General features: G+C 59.8%; 14 protein-coding genes. 5 read left to right on the top strand and 9 right to left on the bottom strand.

Translation table 11 applies throughout. The annotated features are described in order from the left end of the window. Entirely contained in the window at nucleotides 1-720 is a 720-nt protein-coding gene (locus BT119_RS14700; RefSeq protein ID WP_072366246.1) for an alpha/beta hydrolase, read from the top strand. Nucleotides 721-726: 6 nt separating this feature from the next. On the opposite strand, the gene BT119_RS14695 is transcribed toward BT119_RS14700, so the two are convergent. Continuing rightward, nucleotides 727-1,926 carry an MFS transporter gene (locus tag BT119_RS14695; RefSeq protein WP_072366190.1) on the bottom strand — a complete coding sequence of 400 codons (1,200 nt, stop codon included), beginning with the start codon at nucleotides 1,924-1,926 and terminating at the stop codon, nucleotides 727-729. A gap of 262 nt (nucleotides 1,927-2,188) precedes the next feature. Here BT119_RS14695 and BT119_RS14690 point away from each other — a divergent pair, with 262 nt between their 5' ends. From BT119_RS14690 to BT119_RS14680, 3 genes are read left to right on the top strand one after another with little or no spacing between them, the layout of a single operon-like run. Continuing rightward, nucleotides 2,189-2,920, top strand: a complete 732-nt coding sequence (locus BT119_RS14690; protein ID WP_003435951.1) for a GntR family transcriptional regulator — start codon at nucleotides 2,189-2,191, stop codon at nucleotides 2,918-2,920. 49 nt (nucleotides 2,921-2,969) lie between these two features. Next, the gene (locus BT119_RS14685) at nucleotides 2,970-4,256 is read left to right on the top strand and encodes an MFS transporter (RefSeq protein WP_003435949.1); all 1,287 of its coding nucleotides are present in this window, start codon (nucleotides 2,970-2,972) and stop codon (nucleotides 4,254-4,256) included. A gap of 55 nt (nucleotides 4,257-4,311) precedes the next feature. Next, a complete protein-coding gene (locus BT119_RS14680) occupies nucleotides 4,312-5,157 on the top strand; it encodes an amidohydrolase family protein (protein WP_003371878.1) in 846 nt (281 codons plus the stop codon). Nucleotides 5,158-5,161: 4 nt separating this feature from the next. On the opposite strand, the gene BT119_RS14675 is transcribed toward BT119_RS14680, so the two are convergent. The 8 genes from BT119_RS14675 to pncA form a co-directional block, all read right to left on the bottom strand. Beyond that, nucleotides 5,162-8,200 (bottom strand): efflux RND transporter permease subunit, encoded by a 3,039-nt coding sequence (locus tag BT119_RS14675; RefSeq protein WP_072366185.1) that lies wholly within the window; start codon nucleotides 8,198-8,200, stop codon nucleotides 5,162-5,164. Beyond that, on the bottom strand, nucleotides 8,197-9,288 hold the full coding sequence (locus BT119_RS14670) for an efflux RND transporter periplasmic adaptor subunit (RefSeq protein ID WP_072366183.1): 1,092 nt from the start codon (nucleotides 9,286-9,288) through the stop codon (nucleotides 8,197-8,199). The genes BT119_RS14675 and BT119_RS14670 overlap by 4 nt, the downstream gene beginning before the upstream one ends. After that, entirely contained in the window at nucleotides 9,285-10,508 is a 1,224-nt protein-coding gene (locus BT119_RS14665) for an efflux RND transporter periplasmic adaptor subunit (protein ID WP_032609870.1), read from the bottom strand. The genes BT119_RS14670 and BT119_RS14665 overlap by 4 nt, the downstream gene beginning before the upstream one ends. Nucleotides 10,509-10,573: 65 nt before the next feature. Continuing rightward, complete coding sequence (locus BT119_RS14660; protein WP_052810440.1) at nucleotides 10,574-11,500, bottom strand: alpha/beta fold hydrolase; 927 nt, start codon at nucleotides 11,498-11,500, stop codon at nucleotides 10,574-10,576. 435 nt (nucleotides 11,501-11,935) lie between these two features. Then, complete coding sequence (locus BT119_RS14655; protein WP_042931051.1) at nucleotides 11,936-13,333, bottom strand: sensor histidine kinase; 1,398 nt, start codon at nucleotides 13,331-13,333, stop codon at nucleotides 11,936-11,938. Beyond that, on the bottom strand, nucleotides 13,311-13,994 hold the full coding sequence (locus BT119_RS14650) for a response regulator transcription factor (protein WP_003371891.1): 684 nt from the start codon (nucleotides 13,992-13,994) through the stop codon (nucleotides 13,311-13,313). The genes BT119_RS14655 and BT119_RS14650 overlap by 23 nt, the downstream gene beginning before the upstream one ends. Before the next feature lie 86 nt (nucleotides 13,995-14,080). Then, nucleotides 14,081-15,016 (bottom strand): formate/nitrite transporter family protein, encoded by a 936-nt coding sequence (locus BT119_RS14645; RefSeq protein ID WP_003371893.1) that lies wholly within the window; start codon nucleotides 15,014-15,016, stop codon nucleotides 14,081-14,083. Between the two features lie 141 nt (nucleotides 15,017-15,157). Further along, nucleotides 15,158-15,802: a bifunctional nicotinamidase/pyrazinamidase gene (pncA, locus tag BT119_RS14640; RefSeq protein ID WP_072366181.1), complete on the bottom strand. Its 645-nt coding sequence runs from the start codon at nucleotides 15,800-15,802 to the stop codon at nucleotides 15,158-15,160. A 191-nt stretch (nucleotides 15,803-15,993) separates the two neighbouring features. On the opposite strand from pncA, the gene BT119_RS14635 reads away from it, so the two are divergent. Beyond that, entirely contained in the window at nucleotides 15,994-18,120 is a 2,127-nt protein-coding gene (locus BT119_RS14635; RefSeq protein ID WP_003435933.1) for a TonB-dependent siderophore receptor, read from the top strand. The last annotated feature ends 65 nt before the right edge of the window (nucleotides 18,121-18,185 follow it).

The raw sequence follows: 18,185 nt of genomic DNA, 5'->3' as shown, positions 1-18,185 counted from the left end.
ATGCTGAAATTCTTCGCTGCCTTGCTGTTCGCCTTTACCGCAATGGCACAGGCGCAGGACACCTTGCACACCGATCTGCCACTGGATTACCTGGCGCAGACCAATGTCGACAAGCCCGACCAGCCGCTGGTGATTTTCATCCACGGTTACGGCAGCAATGCGGCCGACCTGTTCGGGCTCAAGGAAGAGCTTCCGGCCGACTACAACTACGTGTCGGTACAGGCGCCGATGGAGTTGCGCGCTGACAGCTACAAATGGTTCATCCAGAAGCCCGGCGTCGCGGATTACGACGGTGTGACTGAAGACTTGAAAAGCAGCGGTACCCGGTTGGCTGCGTTCATCGGCAAAGCCACTGAGAAGTTTCATACCCAGCCAGGCAAGGTCTTCCTGATCGGTTTCAGCCAGGGCGCCATGATGAGTTACGAAGTCGCGCTGCGACAGCCAAAACTGGTCGGCGGTTTTGCAGCATTGAGCGGGCGGCTGCTGCCGGTCGTGAAGTCCGAGGTCAAAGCCTCCGACGACCTCAAGGTTCTGAGCGTATTCATCGGCCACGGCACGCAGGATCGCCAGGTGGCCTATGCCAGCGCACCGCAAGCCGAAGCGACGTTGAAATCGCTCGGTCTGACGCCGCAGTTGCATGCCTATGACGGCATGGGGCACAGCATCAACGAGGCTGAAGTGATGGACCTGGCGGCTTGGTTGAAACAGTCAAACCGTTAAGGATCATTAGCCGTTAGCTTGCTTCGAGCGGTCCCTTAGAAACGCCAGCAGCGCAATCAGTGGCAGTGCCGTGCCGGCGATCAGCACCCAGGTCCAGCCACCGTGATCAAACAGCGGGCTGGCGACTGCCGAGCCAATGGCGCCACCGATGAAAATACTGGTCATGTACAGCGCGTTGAGCCGGCTGCGGCTGGCGGCATCCAGCGCGTAGACCGTGCGCTGACCCAGGACCATGCTGGTCTGCACGCAGAAATCCAGCACCACGCCGGTTATGGCCAGGCCAATCACGCTGTAAGCAGGGTGGACCAGGCCTGGAAGAAAGCTGAGTGCGCCGAACAGCAGTGCGCCCAGTGAGGCGATGCGGGTGTAGCCGGCGTCTGCCAGACGGCCGCTGATCGGTGCCGCAATGGCGCCGATCGCGCCGATCAGGGCAAAAATCGCGATCTGGCTTTGTGACAGCCCGTGATTGCGCGACAGCTCCAGCGGCACGGCGGTCCAGAACAGGCTGAAAGTCGCGAACATGCAGGCCTGATAAAAGGCACGCTGGCGCAGCACCGGCTGGGTACGAAGAAGAGTCCATAGCGAGAACAGCAATTGTCCGTAGGACGCACGATGATCCGGAACACGTTTTGGCATGGTGGTCGCCAGTACCACGCTGATGCCGATCATCACCACGGCCGCCGAGCCGAACACCGCTCGCCAGCCGAAATGGTCGGCCACCAGACTGGCAATCGGCCGCGCCAACAGAATCCCCAACAGCAGTCCGCCCATGATCCCGCCAACGACCCGCCCACGCGACTCCTCCGGAGCCAGATGCGCCGCCAGCGGAATGAGCATCTGCACCGACACCGAACTGAAGCCCACCAGCAGCGAAACCAGCAAAAACACATTCGGCTGCTCGGCGAAAGCGGCACCCAGCAGGCTGAGAATCGCGATGACAGTCGTTACCAGCATCAGCCTGCGGTTCTCCAGCAAATCACCCAGCGGCACCAGAAAAAACAGCCCCAGTGCGTAACCGATCTGCGTCAACGAAACGATCAGACTGGCCGCCGTGCTCGACAGCCCGATGTCCGGGGCAATCAGCTCGATGATCGGCTGGGCGTAGTAGATGTTGGCAACAATTGCGCCGCAGCAGAAGGCAAACAGCATGACCATGGCCGGTGTCATGGTCACAGCGTTATGCGCGGATTGGGACGAGTGGGGCATGAAAATCTCGCTTGAGCAGGGACTGTCAGACACTGGAAACGTGTCTGTCAGACGGTTTTTGATCGATGCAGCGCAGGCTAACGGTTTTGTCGGCGATTAAGTAGGTGCGGCGAGTTGATACAGGATATTTCCGGGAATGATGATCGACGAAGCACTGCGATGTGTCGGTATAGTCACGCACGCTCGCGAACTATTGACCTTCGCTTGCCACGGATGAATACTCTTTTCAAAAATTCATATAGATGACTGGATGAATAAAATAATGAACAAGCTTTCCAGCGACGAACGTCTACCACTTTACCAACGCCTGCGCGACAGCCTGGCGGAGCAGATTGCCAATAATCGCTGGCGTCCGGGTGAGGCGATTCCTACCGAAGCGGCGTTGTCTGCAGAGTATGGCCTGTCCACCGGTACGGTACGCAAGGCCATTGATCTGCTGGTCAGCGACAACATTCTGGAGCGCCAGCAGGGGCGTGGCACGTTCATTCGTCGTGCGCAGTTTCAGTCTTCGCTGTTTCGTTTTTTCCGTTTTCAAACCGAAGCGGGTGAACGCCGGGTGCCGGAAAGCCGGATTTTGTCCGTCGAGCCTGTGGACGCGCCTTCGTCGGTCGCTCAGGCGCTGGGGATGGGCGCAGGTGCGCCGGTGATTCGTATGGTCCGCTTGCGGTTGCTGGATGGCCAGCCGGTGCTGGCCGAGGAGATCTGGCTGCCACGTGCGCGGTTTCAGGCATTGCTGGAGCTTGACCTCGATACGCAGGGGCCATTGCTTTATCCGATCTACGAAGACGTCTGCGGTCAGGTGGTCGCCTGTGCGCAAGAAAGCCTGACGGCCGAGACGGTCAACGACGTATACGGCCGGTTGCTGCAGATTCCGGTCGGCAGTGCGGTGGTGGTCATCGAACGCCTGGCGCGCAACTACGCCGGTGAGCCTCTGGAGTGGCGCCGCTCGCGAGGGCACGCCAGTCATTTCCGCTACAGCGTGGAAATTCGCTGACAGCGCTGCAGTCTGCCCGAGCGGTTCAACGTCTTTAAGGATAAAAGCCATGTTCAACTGGTATCGCGACGTCACCCCCAAAGAACGCAAGACTTTCTGGGCCTGTTTTGGCGGCTGGTCGCTGGACGCGCTGGAAGTGCAGATGTTCGGTCTGGCCATTCCGGCCCTGATTGCTGCGTTTGCCCTGACCAAGGGCGATGCAGGGCTGATCAGCGCGGTAACACTGGTGACGTCAGCGTTGGGAGGTTGGGTGGGCGGGACGCTGTCCGACCGCTATGGCCGGGTGCGCACGCTGCAGTGGATGATCCTGTGGTTTTCGTTCTTTACCTTTTTGTCTGCGTTCGTGACCGGTTTCAACCAGTTGCTGATCGTCAAGGCACTGCAGGGCTTTGGCATCGGTGGTGAGTGGGCGGCAGGCGCGGTGCTGATGGCCGAGACCATCCAGTCCCGCTACCGCGGCAAGGTCATGGCCACCGTGCAAAGTGCGTGGGCCGTAGGCTGGGGCCTGGCGGTGGTGCTGTTCACCCTGATTTATTCGTTTGTACCGGAGGATATTGCCTGGCGGGTGATGTTCTTCGTCGGCCTGCTGCCGGCCCTGATGATCATCTGGGTGCGACGCAACGTCGAAGAACCGGACAGCTTCCAGCGCATGCAGAAAAGCGCAGCGCCGAAGGGCAATTTCTTCAAGTCGATGGCCGGGATTTTTCGCCCCGAGCTGCTGCGCGTTACCTTGCTCGGCGGTTTGTTGGGGCTTGGTGCGCATGGCGGTTATCACGCGGTCATGACCTGGTTGCCGACCTTTCTCAAAACCGAGCGCAACCTCTCTGTGCTCAGTTCCGGCGGCTATCTGGCGGTCATTATCGTTGCGTTCTGGTGCGGTTGCGTGTGCAGCGGTCTGTTGATCGACCGGATTGGTCGACGCAAGAACATCATACTATTCGCCTTGTGTTGCGTAGTCACCGTGCAGTGCTACCTGATGCTGCCGTTGAGCAACACGCAGATGCTGTTTCTCGGCTTTCCGCTGGGTTTCTTCGCCGCAGGCATTCCGGCCAGCCTCGGTTCGTTTTTCAACGAGCTGTACCCGGCAGAGGTGCGGGGTGCCGGGGTGGGCTTCTGCTACAACTTCGGGCGCGTGCTGTCGGCGGTGTTTCCGTTTCTGGTGGGGCATATGAGCCAGTCAATGTCGCTCGGCAGCGCCATCGGAATCGACGCTGGCATTGCTTACGGCGTGGCAATGATCGCCGCTTTCTGTCTGCCGGAAACTCGTGGGCGCAACCTTGAGGCCATGCCGCCGATTGCCGAGCCACTGGACAAGGACGCAGCGCAGCAGGCTTGAAAATCCTTTCATTCGCGGTGTTGCGGCGCCGCATTGACTTTTTGTAGACGATCCCATGACTGATTCCTGTACCACGCCCATACTGGGCATTGATGCCCACGCGCATGTCTTCAGCAAGGATTTGAGCCTGGCGTCAGGACGACGTTACAGCCCGGATTATGACGCAACGGTGCACGCCTATCTGGCCAACCTGAGCGAACACGGCCTGAGCCACGGCGTATTGGTCCAGCCCAGTTTTCTGGGCACTGACAACCGGTTTCTGCTCGACGCCCTGGCGCAGGCTCCTGACCGGTTGCGCGGCGTGGCGGTGGTCGACACGGACATCAGTCGCGGTGCGTTACAGCGTATGGCCGGGCTGGGCATTGTCGGCATCCGTCTGAACCTGATCGGCAAGCCGCTGCCAGACTTCGCCGCGCCGGAATGGAAGACGCTGTTCAAGCACATCTGGACGCTCGGCTGGCATGTCGAACTGCACCGCGAGGTCGCTGACCTGCCGGCGCTGATCCGGCAGTTGCTGCCGTTTGGCTGCAAGCTGGTGATTGATCATTTCGGGCGGCCCGATGCGCGTCTTGGCGTTGACGATCCGGCGTTCCAGGCCTTGCTGGAATTGGGCCTGAGCGGGCAGCTGTGGATGAAGATTTCGGCAATCTATCGTTTGGGCGGCAGTGTCGAGCAGAACGCGACGTTTGCTCGCGCTGCATGGCCTTTGCTGCTGCAAAGCTTTGGGCCGCGCCGACTGGTATGGGGCAGCGACTGGCCGCACACCCAGCATGAGCACGCGGTCAGCTACACCGGTGTGGTCGAGCAGTTCCGCGCGCTCGAATGCCCTGACCCGCTCAAGCGCATTATGTTGGTCGAGGCCCCGCAGGCACTGTTCGATTTCCTGCCGGTGGAAATCTGACCTGCTAAACGACATGTGGCCTGATCCGATAGCTGACCATATACAGCGCCGGGAGGAAAAACAGGGTCAGCAGGGTGGCGATGGCGATGCCGCCGATCATGGCGATGGCCATCGGCCCCCAGAACACTTCGCGGGCAATCGGGATCATGCCCAGGCTCGCGGCCGCTGCGGTCAGCATAATCGGTCGGCAGCGATGTTCGGTGGCCTTGACCACCGATGTCCAGGCGCTTTCCCCTGCGGCGATGAATTCATCGATCTGCGTGACCAGAATCACCGAGTTGCGGATGATGATGCCGATCAGCGCCAGCACGCCCAGAATTGCCACGAACCCCAGCGGATAGCCGGAAATCAACAAGGCTGCGACCACGCCGATCAGGCCCAGCGGCACTACGCTAACCACCAGCAGCAGTTTTTTCACGCTGTGCAACTGGATCATCAAAAAGCTGACCACCAACAGCAGCATCAACGGTACGACCTTCAGGATCGGACCCTGTGAGCGCGCGCTGGCCTCGACTGCGCCGCCGGTGGCGACCGAGTAACGCAACGGCAGGCCGGCGCTGAAGGCATCGACGTCGGGCTTCAATTGCCTGACCAGCGCTGCCGGCTGCAGCTTGCCGAGCACGTTGGCCTTCAGGGTGATGGTCGGCAGCCTGTCACGGCGCCAGACCAGCGGCTGTTCCTGCTCGTAACTGAGCGTGGCGAACGCCAGCAGCGGCACGCTCGCACCGCCAGGTATCGGGATCTGCAGGTTGGCGAGGGTCTGCACCGAGCTGCGTTCGTCGCTGTCTGCACGTCCGACCAGGTCGATCAGATAGGTGCTGTCACGCACCTGAGTGATGGTGGTGCCACTGACCAGACTGTTGAGGATTTGCGCCACGTCCTCCGAGGACAGGCCGAACTGGCGTACCTTGTCCTGCGCGATGTCGATCTTCAGCACCTTGCCCGGCTCGTTCCAGTCATAGATGACCTGACCGATATGCGGGTTGGCATCGAGAATCGCCGCCAGCGCCATGGCCTGGCTGCGCACCTGTTCGATGTCCGGTCCGCTGACCCGGTATTGCACCGGCCAGCCCACCGGTGGCCCCATGTTCAGTGGCTGAACGTAGCCACCCACACCGACGTAATCGTCACGAAAGCGCTGACGCAAGCGCTCGATCAGCCGGTCACGCGCTTCGCCACCCTGACTGACGATCACCAGTTGCCCGTAGAACGGATTGCTCAATTGTTGATCCAGCGGCAGGTAAAAACGCACCGCGCCCTTGCCCACGTAAGAGCTCCAGCGCAGCACATCGGCATCCCCTTTGAGCGCTGCTTCAAAGCGGTCCATGGTCTGGCGGGTACCTTCGATGGAGCCGTTTTGCGGCATGTAGATATCCACGAGGATTTCCGGTCGGTCGGAGTCCGGGAAGAACTGGTTCTGCAGCAACCTGCCTGCAAACAGCGACCCGATGAACATCAGCAACGTGATGCCGATCACCCACCCGCGGTGCTCGAGTGCCTTGACCAGCAGGCGGCTGAAACCACGCATCCAGCGCCCTGGCGCGGCATGTTGCGCCGAGGCTTTGAGGATGTGCACGCCAATCAGGGGCGCGAACAGTACCGCCACCAGCCAGGACAGCAGCAACGCCACGGCAATGACGGCAAACATGGTGAACACGTATTCGCCTGCCGAACTGGAGTTAAGGCCGATGGGCACGAAACCGGCGACCGTGACCAATGTGCCGGTCAGCATCGGGAACGCGGTCGAGGTGTAAGCGAAGGTAGCGGCCTGCGGTAATGAATCGCCGCTTTCAAGGCGGGTGACCATCATCTCGACGGTGATCATCGCGTCATCCACCAACAGCCCCAGAGCGATGATCAATGCGCCCAGCGAGATACGTTGCATGGTGATGCCGCTGTACTCCATGAACACGAAGACCAGCGCCAGCACCAGCGGGATCGAACAGGCCACTACCAGACCGGCACGAATGCCGAGGCTGATGAAGCTGACGACCAGCACAATCAGGATCGCTTCAAAGAGTGCATGGGTGAAGCCGCCGATGGCTTTTTCGACCACATCGGCCTGGCTGGAGACCAGGTGTACGCCGATGCCCAGCGGCAATTCAGTGGTCAGATCGTCGATGCGCTGCTGCAACTGGGTGCCGAATGCCTGGATGTTGCCACCTTGCTTCATGGCCACCGCAAGGCCAATGGCTGGCTGGCCATTGAAGCGGAACAGTGAGGAGGGCGGATCGGCATAACGGCGCTCGATAGTCGCCAGATCGCTGAGGCGAAAGAACCGGTCGCCGAAGCGCAGATTGACGGCCTCGAGGTCCTGTTCATTGCTGAACTGCCCGCTGGCCCGCACGGCAATGCGTTCAGGACCGGCCTCCATCACGCCAGCAGGCGTAACCGAGTTTTGCGCTTGCAGGCTTTGCAGCACCTGGCGTTGATCGATGCCCAGCGCCGCGAGCTTGCGGATCGAAAAATTCAGATAAATGACTTCGCGCTGGGCGCCGAGCAACTCGATCTTGCCCAGGTTGGGTACGCTGCGGATGTCGGCGCGCACTTGCTCGACGTAATCACGCAGTTGGCGGAAAGACAGGCCATCGGCGGTGAACGCGTAGATGCTGCCGAACACGTCGCCAAATTCGTCGTTGAACGCAGGGCCTTGAATGCCGCTGGGCAGCTCACTGCGCACGTCGCTGATCTTCTTGCGCACCTGATACCACGCCGCAGGGATGTCGGCGCTTCGGGTTTCACTCTTGAGGAAGACGAAAAGCGTCGATTCGCCAGCCAGCGTGTAGCTTTTCACGTAATCCAGCGCGTCGATTTCTTCGAGCTTCTTTTCCAGCCGATCAGTCACCTGCTGCAGGGTATCGGGCAGCGTCGCGCCCGGCCAGCGCGCCTGTATGACCATAGTCTTGATGGCGAATGAAGGGTCTTCCTCGCGCCCCAGATTCAGGAATGACCAGCTGCCCATCAGCAATGAAACGAACATCATGTACCAGACCAGCGTGCGATGCCTGAGCCCCCAGGCCGACAGATTGAAGCGCTCCTTCACAAACTGACCTCTCGCTGCAGGCGGATCTTTTGTCCGGACTGCATGCCGTTGACGCCGGCAGTCACTACCTTTTCGCCCTCGTGCAGCTCGCCGCTGACCTTTACCATCGAGCCCGATCGCGCCAATACCTGCACCGCTCGCGGGATCAGTGTCGATGTCGTTGGGTCGATCACCCACACCTGAGAGGAGCCGTTACGCCGCAGCACTGCGCTGCCGGGCAGCTCATGAAATGCCGGCGCGTCGCCACTGATCTCTATCGTGACGGTCGAGCCCAGGCGAAAGCTGTCCGAAGGGTTCTGCAAGGCCAGGCGGACGCGCTGAGTGCGGGTCTCGGCATTGATTTGCGGTGCAAGCTGGCGGACGTTCGCAGCCACTGAAAGCTGATCGTTCAGTTGCGAAACCACTCTGATGCGGTGGCGTTCATCCAGCGAACCGAGTGGCAAGTCGACGACCGCTTCACGGCTGTCGGGGCGCGCTAGGCTGACGACTGCCTGACCGGTCGCCATGACCTGGCCGACCTCCGCTTGCCATCCAGTAATCAGGCCATCGAACTCGGCTGACAAGCGGGTGTAGGACACATGATCACGGGCTTGCTGCACCGCCACGCGGGCCTGATTGCACAACGCTTCCTGAGTGCTCAGGTCGTTGTCCAACTGATCCATTCGCGCCCGCGAGCCGATACCGCGCTCATAGAGCTGCTGGTAGCGCGTCAACTCGTCGCGCGCCTGTTGCCAGGCGGACTGGGCCTTGCCGAGTTCCGCCTGGCGGGCGCGTAAACGGTGTTGCTGGTCGCCGGGTTCCAGTGTGGCGAGCAGATCGCCCTTGCGCACTTGATCGCCGATCTCCGCGTGCCGGGTTGCCAGTCGGCCAGCGACGCGAAACCCCAACGCCACTTCATACTGCGGCTGGATGACGCCAGCAAAGCGGCCATAAGAGGCGCTGCGCTGGTCGACTATTTCGGTGAACAGTACCGGGCGTTCGACAACCTCGCGAAGCGGTTTTTCGCGGCAGCCCGGCAGTGCCACAATCAGAATGCAGATCAGCCAGCAGCGGGATCTCGTTCGTGGTTCTGCGCACGAGGTGCTCATTGCGCAGCTCCCGACGAGGCCAGCGAGACGGGGTTTTCGGCCGGTGCTCGCTCTGCGACCTCTACCCGTTGCCCCGGGTAGAGAAACTGCAGCCCTCGGGAAACTATTCGATCACCTTCGGACAACCCCTCTGAAACGATGACCTGACCCTGCTCGTAACGCAGCACTTTCACAGGCGTCAGCCTGACCCTGGCCTCAGCGTCCACCCGCCAGACTGCCGGTTGTCCTTGTGTGCGGCTCAAGACGGACCAAGGCAGGGCGAACGCTATTTGCGACTGCGTCTGCAAGCGAGCGCTGACCACGGAGCCCAGCGCAAGCGGTGCAGCAGCTCCCTGCAGTGCAACGCGCACCCGCAACGTGCCGTTCGCGGCGGAGACGATGGGGGTGATTTCCCTGATGATGCCGGTCAGCTGAATCTCTGGCTGGCCGAGGGGGCTGACAATCACTGCAGCACCGGTCTGATCGGCGCGCAGCAGGGACTCGTACGCGGAAAATACCGCTTCGCGCTCGCCATCGTGAGCGACGCTGAAAATCGTAGTGGCGGCCTGAACCACCTGACCTTCTTCCGCATAGCGCGCCGTCACGACGCCATCGGCTGCGGCGAACAGCTCGGTGTACCCGACCTGTTCACGCGCGTTCGCCTGCTGCGCCTGCAGTGCGGCGAGATCCGCCCGCGCACTGTCGAGGCCAGAGCGGGCCTTCTGGTATTCACTGAGGTTGGTATAGCCCTTGGGCAGCAGCACTTGTTGACGCTGGTAGTTTTGTTCGGCGAGGTACAGTCGCGACTGTCGCACGGCCACTTCGGCACTGGCTGACGCCAGCTCGGTCTTTTGCTCGCGCGCGTCGAGCCTGGCAAGAACCTGTCCGACCCGCACTCGATCCCCGACATCCGCATATCGCTTGATCAGCTTGCCGGAGACGCGAAACGATTGCTCAGTCACCTTGCGGGCCTGGATATCGCCCGTCAGCGTCACACTGCTGGCGACGTTCAGTAGGGCAACCGGTTGCGCGACGACTCGCACCAGCGCCTTTTCTGCGGGTTTTCCTGCAGAGCAAGCGCTGAGCGAGAGTAGCGAGATGAACCCCAGCACCACGCCGCGCTGAGTGTACAGAAAGTGCAACGGCCGGATATTTCCGGAAACACGGCAGCACGAACGCAGGAGCGTTGCAAAGGGAAAAGTCATCAACGAATAGCACTGCCCGATCAAAGAAGCCAACATCATCCATGAGTCACAGCGTCAGGCCGGAAAAGCGCAAGGGCTTCCCGGGCTCAGGCGAGCGAGCTTCAGGCCATCGCGGTGACGCTGGGCCAAACCTCCTGGGTAGCTTCAGTGCCCAGAAATGTAAGTGCGGTTCTTTGCGAGTGGTGCCACGCCGCCTTGCTTTCCAGGTCCAGAAAGTGCCCGGTGTCCGGAACGACATTGAAACTGCTTTTGGCGATGTAGTTGGAAAACATCCGCGCATCGTCAACGGTGGTGTATTCATCTTTTTCACCGTTGATGAACAGCACCGGAATGTTGATCGAGGAAAAACGCTCGACGTAGTTACTGGCGCTTAGTTGGCGAATCTGGCTGATGTGAAAGTCGATCTGGCGATATTCGTGCTCGGCAAGGCTGATCAGGTGCTTGTAGTTATAAAGTTTGAACAGGCGCGGCAGGTACTTGCCCACGGTGTCGTTGAGCAGTGAGCCGATCTTGCGCTTTTCGCGTGCGGCGAGGTAGATCTGGGCGTTGTCGATATAGTCGAGCATGGCCTCGTTGAGCACCGGCGAGAACGAACTGATGATGGCCTTTTCCACGGAAGGAGGGCATTCGGAGAGGGCCAGCAGGGCCGATACACCGCCCCAGGAGACTGACAGCAGGTGGTTTACCTGATAGAGATCAATCAGTTGCAGGAGAATGTTTACTTCATCTTCCTTGCTGACAATCATGTCGTCCGGGTTGTGCGCTCGGGATTGCCCCGAAAATGGCAGGTCGAACAGCACCAGATTGTAGTGCGGTTGCAAGTATTTGACCGTCTGCCCGAAAGAGCCAGTAGTCGACAGTGCGCCGTTGACCAGCAGAATGGTCTTGGCGTCGCTGCCTTTCCAGTAAGTCTCGGCGTACACCTTGTACTTACCGATGGTTAGAATCTTCGATTGTGCGCCCATAACAGCCTCCCAGCTAAAATTTGATCCAGCAATTAGTACAGTGTTCTCTGCTTCGGCAGCCATGCCAAAGCCTCGCCTGGTAAGTGGCGAAATCCGGTGAGTTATTATTAGGGGTGCAGCGAAAACGTTACCGCAGGAACTGTGCTTGCCCTGACATAGATAACGCAGTGCCAGCATTGCGACAAGTCACTGACGTCATAAAAATGTCTAGCTGTTCACATTGCACCTTGGCGTTTGGCCATCATCTTTTGACCAATAGACGGATTTAATCGGGGAAAAACGCCATATCGAACCTGAAAAGCGTATTTATTGGGGTGAACTTGCTGGTGCTGAAACGGTCAAGCTTGATATGGATTTGTAACATTCAGTTACATTTTTGTGCTTGGCATAATGCGCCAGATTAATATCGAAATCGCTGAAACCCTCGAGCCAGACGCTTTAATCTCGTCAAAAAGCAGGCACGATCGTGCAATCAAGGGTTTGGGAAGTGCCTGAATCTCAGGCCAGCGTATTCACTGTGCGGCATTCCAGCAGCAAGCTTGCGCCGCCGTATTCGCTGGTGCCTATCTGCAGGGTAAAACCATGCAGATTGACGATGGCGGCCACTACCGAGAGACCGAGGCCAAAACCGCTTTGCTCGGTGCCGGCTTCGCTGCGATAGAAGCGCTGGAAGACAGCGGCGCGCTCGGCGACGGGGATGCCAGGCCCGGAATCCTGTACTTCGATGCACGGCGTGGTGCCGCCTGGGGCAGGGTAGGCGCTGACTTTGACGATTCCGCCGCCGGGGGTGAACTTGATTGCGTTGCCCAGCAGGTTGGTCAGTGCTTCGAACAGCAGGGCGCGGTCGCCTACCAGCGTGGGTAACGTTTCATGCAGGTCGAGTATCAGGGTGATCTGGTCTTCCTCAGCCAGCGGCAGGTAAAAATCATGCAGCTCCTGCAGCAGCGGGCGCAGTTCCAGTTCAACGAATGCCGAGCGCCGCTGACGGTCTTCCAGCTCGGAAATGCGCAGCAGCCCGCGGAAACGTGCCATCAGTGTGTCAGCTTCGCTGATGACCTGGGCAATCTGCGTGGCGTGGGTCGAATCGTGGGCCGACTGCTGTTGAATACGGTAAAGCTGCGCACGCAAGCGGGTCAGCGGTGTGCGCAGGTCATGGGCGATGTTGTCGCAGACGCCCTTGACCTCGTTCATGAGCTTTTCGATCCGGTCGAGCATGGCGTTGACGATTACCGCCAGCATGTCCAGTTCATCGCGCCTGTTGGAGACCGGCAGACGGCCGGCCATGTCGCCGGCGATGATCGATTCGGCGCTGGCCTGGATCGCACGGATGCGTCGCAACGGTCGACGGCGCAACAGATGCCAGCCGGCAACACCGGGAATGATGGTCAACGAGATGCCCCACAGCAAGGCATGCAGGATCAGCGTGCTCACCGCAAACAGCGAACCGTTCTCGCGAACCAGCACCAGCCAGCGGCCGTCCGACGTGCGATTGACGATCGCATCGCAACTGCCTTGCGGCATGCCTGGATCATCCGATTCGATGCAATCGTTCAGTACATGAATCTGGCCGTCGATAGGCAGGTTTTTCGGGACGCTGGTGATAGGCCCGGCAACCGGGCGGAAGTTCTCGTCGAACAGACCGTAGGCATCCACCGAGCGGGTATCGAAGGTCATGCTGGTGGCCAGAGCGTCCACCAGGCCCTGGCCTTCGAAGCGTGAAAACAGTTGCTGGCGATGGGTAAGCGACTGGCGGGCGAGGGTGTCCAGATAGGACGTCACCTCCCAATACAGGACGCCAAGCAGAATCACACTCCAGGCTACGAACAGCGAGCTGTACAGCGCCAGTAATCGACTTGTGGATGATCGCCAGCCGTCAGACGGGTTCGGCAATGACATAGCCGGATCCTCGCACGGTCTGAATGAGCTGTGCGGTACCGGGTTGGTCGATCTTCTTGCGCAGACGGCCGATGTGTACGTCGATCAGGTTGGTGCCCGGATCGAAGTGGTAGCCCCAGACTTCCTGAAAAATCATCATTCGCGTGATGATCTGTCCGCTGTTGCGCATCAGGAACTCAAGTAGCTTGAATTCGGTGGGCAGCAGCGTCAGCGGTTCGCCGCCGCGACATGCTTCCCGGGTGATCAGGTTCAGTTCCAGGTCGGCAACCTGCAAGACCGTCTTGGCGGCACTGACCGGGTTGCTGCGTCGCAACAACACCTCGACGCGTGCGGCCATCTCATCCGACGCAAAGGGTTTTGGCAGATAGTCGTCCCCTCCGGCACGTAGGCCGCGGACGCGCTCGTCAACGTCAGAGAGTGCGCTGATCATCAGGATCGGCGTGGAAATGCCCTGGGCACGCAAGTGGGTGACGATGGTCAGACCATCCATCTCCGGCAACATGCGGTCCAGGGTAATAAGGTCATAATCGCCACTCACTGCACGCGCCAGACCATCACGGCCATTGTCGACCCAGTCCACTTCCAGCCCGTGGCTGCTGAGTTCGGTCACGATTTCCTTTGCAGTGATGGCATCGTCTTCGATTGCCAGAATTCGGGTCATGGTCCCTGCCTGAATAGGTGCGTTCAAAGAGTCATTCTGCCTTTAAAATCCGCCGCGTTTCCTGAAAGAAAGTTTAATGATAGGGATCATATTTCTCGCTTTGCCGTGGAATCCTCTTCCTTGAGCTTCTGCGCTTTCTCCAGGCGACGTTTTTCTTCCTTGTTTTTGCGATCGCGCTCCATTTTCTCGGTGGTGTCTTTTTCACTGCGGATCTGCGCATGGCTGATCAACGCGAAAATAAAACTGCCACCGATAATGTTGCCCGCCAGCGTGGGGCCTGCGAACGCAAACCAGAAATCCTTCCAGCCCAGCTCACCCGCGAATACAAGATAGGATACTTCAGCCGAACCCACCACGATGTGCGTAAAGTCGCCGAGCGCCATCAGGTAAGTGATAAGCACGATGATCGCTATCTTGGCGTTTTCCATCGACGCGATCATCCAGACCATGGTCGCAATCATCCAGCCCGACACAATGCCCTTGGAAAACATCTGGCCCAGGTCGTTTTCCATGACCTTGTGGCCAATTTCCAGAAACGCCTTGTCGGTGCTGGTATCGAAAATCGGCAGGTTGAGCATGACGTAGGCCACCGTCAGCGTGCCGACCAGATTGCCGGCCAGAACCACACCCCACAGGCGCAGCAGCCGCCAGATGTTGGCCAGGTTCAGCTTGCTCATGACCGGCAGTACAGCCGTGATGGTGTTTTCCGTGAACAGTTGCTGGCGCGCCAGGATTACCGCCAGAAACCCTGCCGAATAGCCGAGGCTGCTGATCACATGACTACCGGGGATGCCTTCGAGGCGCGAGTTCAACAAACCCATCGCCATCAGCGACAGGCCCATGGTCAGCCCCGCAGCCAGTGCCGACCACCACAGCGCGGCTACGCTGCGCTCCAGTTCGTGGTCGCCCTGCATGCGAATGGTTTCGTGCAACACTGCCGCGCGGGGCGGCTGATTCTCATCGATCTCGCGCTCTTCCTCGGCGGAAAGGCCGGGGGTCTTGCCATCTACTTCGTGATCCATACAACGTCCTCAGCGCCAGTGATGAAATGGCCCGACCGGGGCAATGTCGGGCCGATGGTTCAGACAGGCGCCGCGCGCTGTCGTTCGCCAGCGGCGGGGCGTATCGAGAAATGTTTGAGCCAGTCGGCAGAATGTGTCGGTCTAGCCCAGCAGATCGGCGCTCTGCACGCGTTCTATACCCATGCCGAGCATGGTCTTCCAGGCCTGCTCCAGCGAGCCGTTCATGTCGATGGCGCGACAGGCATCTTCGACCACAAAAGTATTGAAACCGGCACTCCGTGCGTCCTGCGCCGACCAGGCGACACAGAAGTCCAGCGCCAGACCGACCACGAACAGCGTATCGATACCGCGCTCTGTCAGGTACCCGGCCAGCCCTGTACGGGTCGTGCGGTCTGCCTCCAGAAATGCCGAGTAACTGTCGATGTGCTCATTGCAGCCCTTACGCAGGACCAGTTGCGCGTGAGGCAGATCGAGGTCGGCATGCAACTGAGCACCGTGGCTGCCTTGTACGCAATGATCCGGCCACAGCGTCTGAGGACCGTAGGGCAGGGTAATGCTATCGAACGGCAGGCGCTGCGCATGGCTGGAAGCAAAGGAAATGTGCCCGGCAGGGTGCCAGTCCTGCGTGATGACCACTTGGGAAAAGCGCGCACCCAGGCGATTGATCAGCGGCAGCAGCGCATCGCCGTCAGCCACAGCCAGTTGCCCGCCGGGCATGAAGTCGTATTGCATGTCGATCACCAGCAAGGCGCAACGAGGATCGGCAGGCTTGTGGGAAAGGGGCATCGTGGGTTCTCTGGTAAGGAGCAATGAGCGCAGTTTGCCTGTTTATCGCCACATTGGCTAAGCGTCATGTCTGGCCTGTGCAAGAGTATTTTTTGGGAATTTGTATCAGGCGTTAATACGAATCTGTACTATTCGCAAAAAATCCTGCCGGGTCCCAAGAGGCCTGGTTTCTTGCCAAGGGCTGCACGTCGATGCGTCGTACTCTCGTTTCACTTTGCGTTATCCAGGCGATCTCTCAAGCGGCCTGGGCCGATCAGGTGGCTGGCGTCCAGCCTGCCATGGAGTTGCAGAACATCGATATCCAGGGCGCCGCCAATGCCGAAACGGCACAAGGACCGGTCGATGGTTATCGGGCCACACGGTCTGCCAGTGCAACGCGTACCGATACCTCGCTGCACGAAACCCCGCAATCGGTCAGCGTCGTGACCCGTGAAGCCGTCGAGGACATCGGTTCCACACGTTTGCAGGATGCTCTCGACTACGCGGGTGGCGTCGGGCGAGCCAACAACTTCGGCGGCCAGGGGCTGACCACCTTTACGGTGCGCGGCTTCACCACCGGCGAGTTCTATCGCAACGGCTTCCCGATCAATCGTGGTTATCCGAACATGCCGGACGCCAACACCATCGAGCGCCTTGAGGTGCTGCGCGGTCCGGCCACCACGCTCTATGGCCGTGGCGATCCGGGCGGCACCTTCAATGTGGTTTCCAAGCAGCCGTTGGCCGAGCCCTCCGTCACGCTGGGCGGTCAGCTCAATGATCAGGGCATGAAGCGCGGAACGCTGGATGCCTCGGGACCCGTGGATGACGAAGGGCGTTTTGCCTACCGCCTGAATGTCGTGGGCGAGGGCGGCGATACGTTCCGTGACCACGTCGAGACCGAGCGCTATGGCGTGGCGCCGGTATTGAGCTGGCAGGTCAACGACGTTACGCGGATCACCTTCGAAGGCGACTTCATGCGCAATAACGCGCCACTGGATCGTGGTCTGACTCGCTATGCCAACCAGACGGGCACGGCTTCTCGCGACACGTTCTTCGGCGAGAAGAGTGTGGGCAAGCTGCATAACGACAACAACATGGCACAACTGCGCTTCGAGCATGACCTCAACCCGGACTGGACGCTGGGCGGCGGTGTGCAGATCCTTGACGGCTCCCTGCAAGGCGATGCCATCGAGGCCAACGGGCTGGCGGCGGACGGCCGCACCCTGGGGCGCAACTTCAACTATCGCAAGCTGGAATGGACCGATCGCGATGTGCAACTGAACCTGACCGGGCATTTTTCTGCGGGCGGTTTCGAGCACACGCTGCTGACCGGTGTCGAGTACGAAGATTATGACTACAAGTCGATCATTCAACGCTCCAGCGGTGCAGTCAGTGCCTACCCGATCGACATCTTCAATCCGGTCTACGGCCAGGCTCGTCCGGCACTGACCCGAACGACAACCCACGACAAGGAAAACCTCAAGACCTGGGCTGCCTTCGTGCAGGACCAGGTGGCCCTGACCGAGCGCCTGAAGCTGCTGGGCGGTGTGCGTCTGGAGCGTTTCGAACATGATTATGATTCTTTTCTGCCCGGCACCAGCAGTTGGACTGCCAGCGATAACGCGGTCACACCGCGCCTCGGCCTGAGCTACGACCTGACCGACGACCTTGCCGTCTACGCCACGACTGCTCGCTCGTTCAAGCCCAACAGCGGTGCCAGCCGACTGGGTGGGGGGTTCAAGCCGGAGGAGGGCAAATCCTATGAGATCGGAACCAAGTGGGAGGGGCTGGACGGGCAGTTGAGTGTCGACACGGCCGTCTACCAGATCGAAAAGCGTAACGTGCTGACCACCGACCCGGTCGATTCAACGTTCAGTGTGGCGGCGGGCGAGGTGCGCAGTCGCGGCCTGGACCTTAACGTGGTCGGCAACCTGACGCCGGAGTGGCGGGTAATGGGCAGTTACGCCTACGTGGACGCCGAAGTCACCAAGGACAACACGCTACGGTCCGGTACACGGCTGATGAACATTCCCGAGCAAACCTTCAGCCTGCTCAACGTCTACGAGTTTCAGGAAGGCGCCCTGCGTGGCCTGGGCCTGGGCGGCGGCGGTCGCTATGTCGACCAGCGCGCCGGACGTACAGCCAACACTTCTTTCTCGATGGACAGCTATACGGTGTTTGACCTGCTGGCCTATTACAAGGTCAACCCGCACGTGAAACTCAATCTGGACCTGAAGAATCTGTTTAACACCGACTATGAGGAAGGCTCGTTCGGCAACGTCTATGCCTATCCGGGGGCACCACGGACGGTGCAGGTGGGGATTGCCTATACGTTGTGATGCCATGTGCCGATATCGGGTTCTGATAGCGCAAGCCTGATCCTTTCAGGGGCAGGTTCAGCAGC

It is taken from the genome of Pseudomonas sp. NFACC10-1 (assembly GCF_900119195.1).
Classification (GTDB): Bacteria; Pseudomonadota; Gammaproteobacteria; order Pseudomonadales; family Pseudomonadaceae; genus Aquipseudomonas; species Aquipseudomonas cerasi.
Note: the sequence above shows the minus strand (reverse complement) of the source record. Positions and strands in the feature narration are given on the sequence as shown.

Coding starts and splice junctions, on each gene's coding strand:
- BT119_RS14700 (WP_072366246.1), top strand. CDS start 1: ATGCTGAAATTCTTCGCTGCCTTGCTGTTCGCCTTTACCGCAATGGCA.
- BT119_RS14695 (WP_072366190.1), bottom strand. CDS start 1,926: ATGCCCCACTCGTCCCAATCCGCGCATAACGCTGTGACCATGACACCG.
- BT119_RS14690 (WP_003435951.1), top strand. CDS start 2,189: ATGAACAAGCTTTCCAGCGACGAACGTCTACCACTTTACCAACGCCTG.
- BT119_RS14685 (WP_003435949.1), top strand. CDS start 2,970: ATGTTCAACTGGTATCGCGACGTCACCCCCAAAGAACGCAAGACTTTC.
- BT119_RS14680 (WP_003371878.1), top strand. CDS start 4,312: ATGACTGATTCCTGTACCACGCCCATACTGGGCATTGATGCCCACGCG.
- BT119_RS14670 (WP_072366183.1), bottom strand. CDS start 9,288: ATGAGCACCTCGTGCGCAGAACCACGAACGAGATCCCGCTGCTGGCTG.
- BT119_RS14665 (WP_032609870.1), bottom strand. CDS start 10,508: ATGTTGGCTTCTTTGATCGGGCAGTGCTATTCGTTGATGACTTTTCCC.
- BT119_RS14660 (WP_052810440.1), bottom strand. CDS start 11,500: ATGGCTGCCGAAGCAGAGAACACTGTACTAATTGCTGGATCAAATTTT.
- BT119_RS14655 (WP_042931051.1), bottom strand. CDS start 13,333: ATGTCATTGCCGAACCCGTCTGACGGCTGGCGATCATCCACAAGTCGA.
- BT119_RS14650 (WP_003371891.1), bottom strand. CDS start 13,994: ATGACCCGAATTCTGGCAATCGAAGACGATGCCATCACTGCAAAGGAA.
- BT119_RS14645 (WP_003371893.1), bottom strand. CDS start 15,016: ATGGATCACGAAGTAGATGGCAAGACCCCCGGCCTTTCCGCCGAGGAA.
- pncA (WP_072366181.1), bottom strand. CDS start 15,802: ATGCCCCTTTCCCACAAGCCTGCCGATCCTCGTTGCGCCTTGCTGGTG.
- BT119_RS14635 (WP_003435933.1), top strand. CDS start 15,994: ATGCGTCGTACTCTCGTTTCACTTTGCGTTATCCAGGCGATCTCTCAA.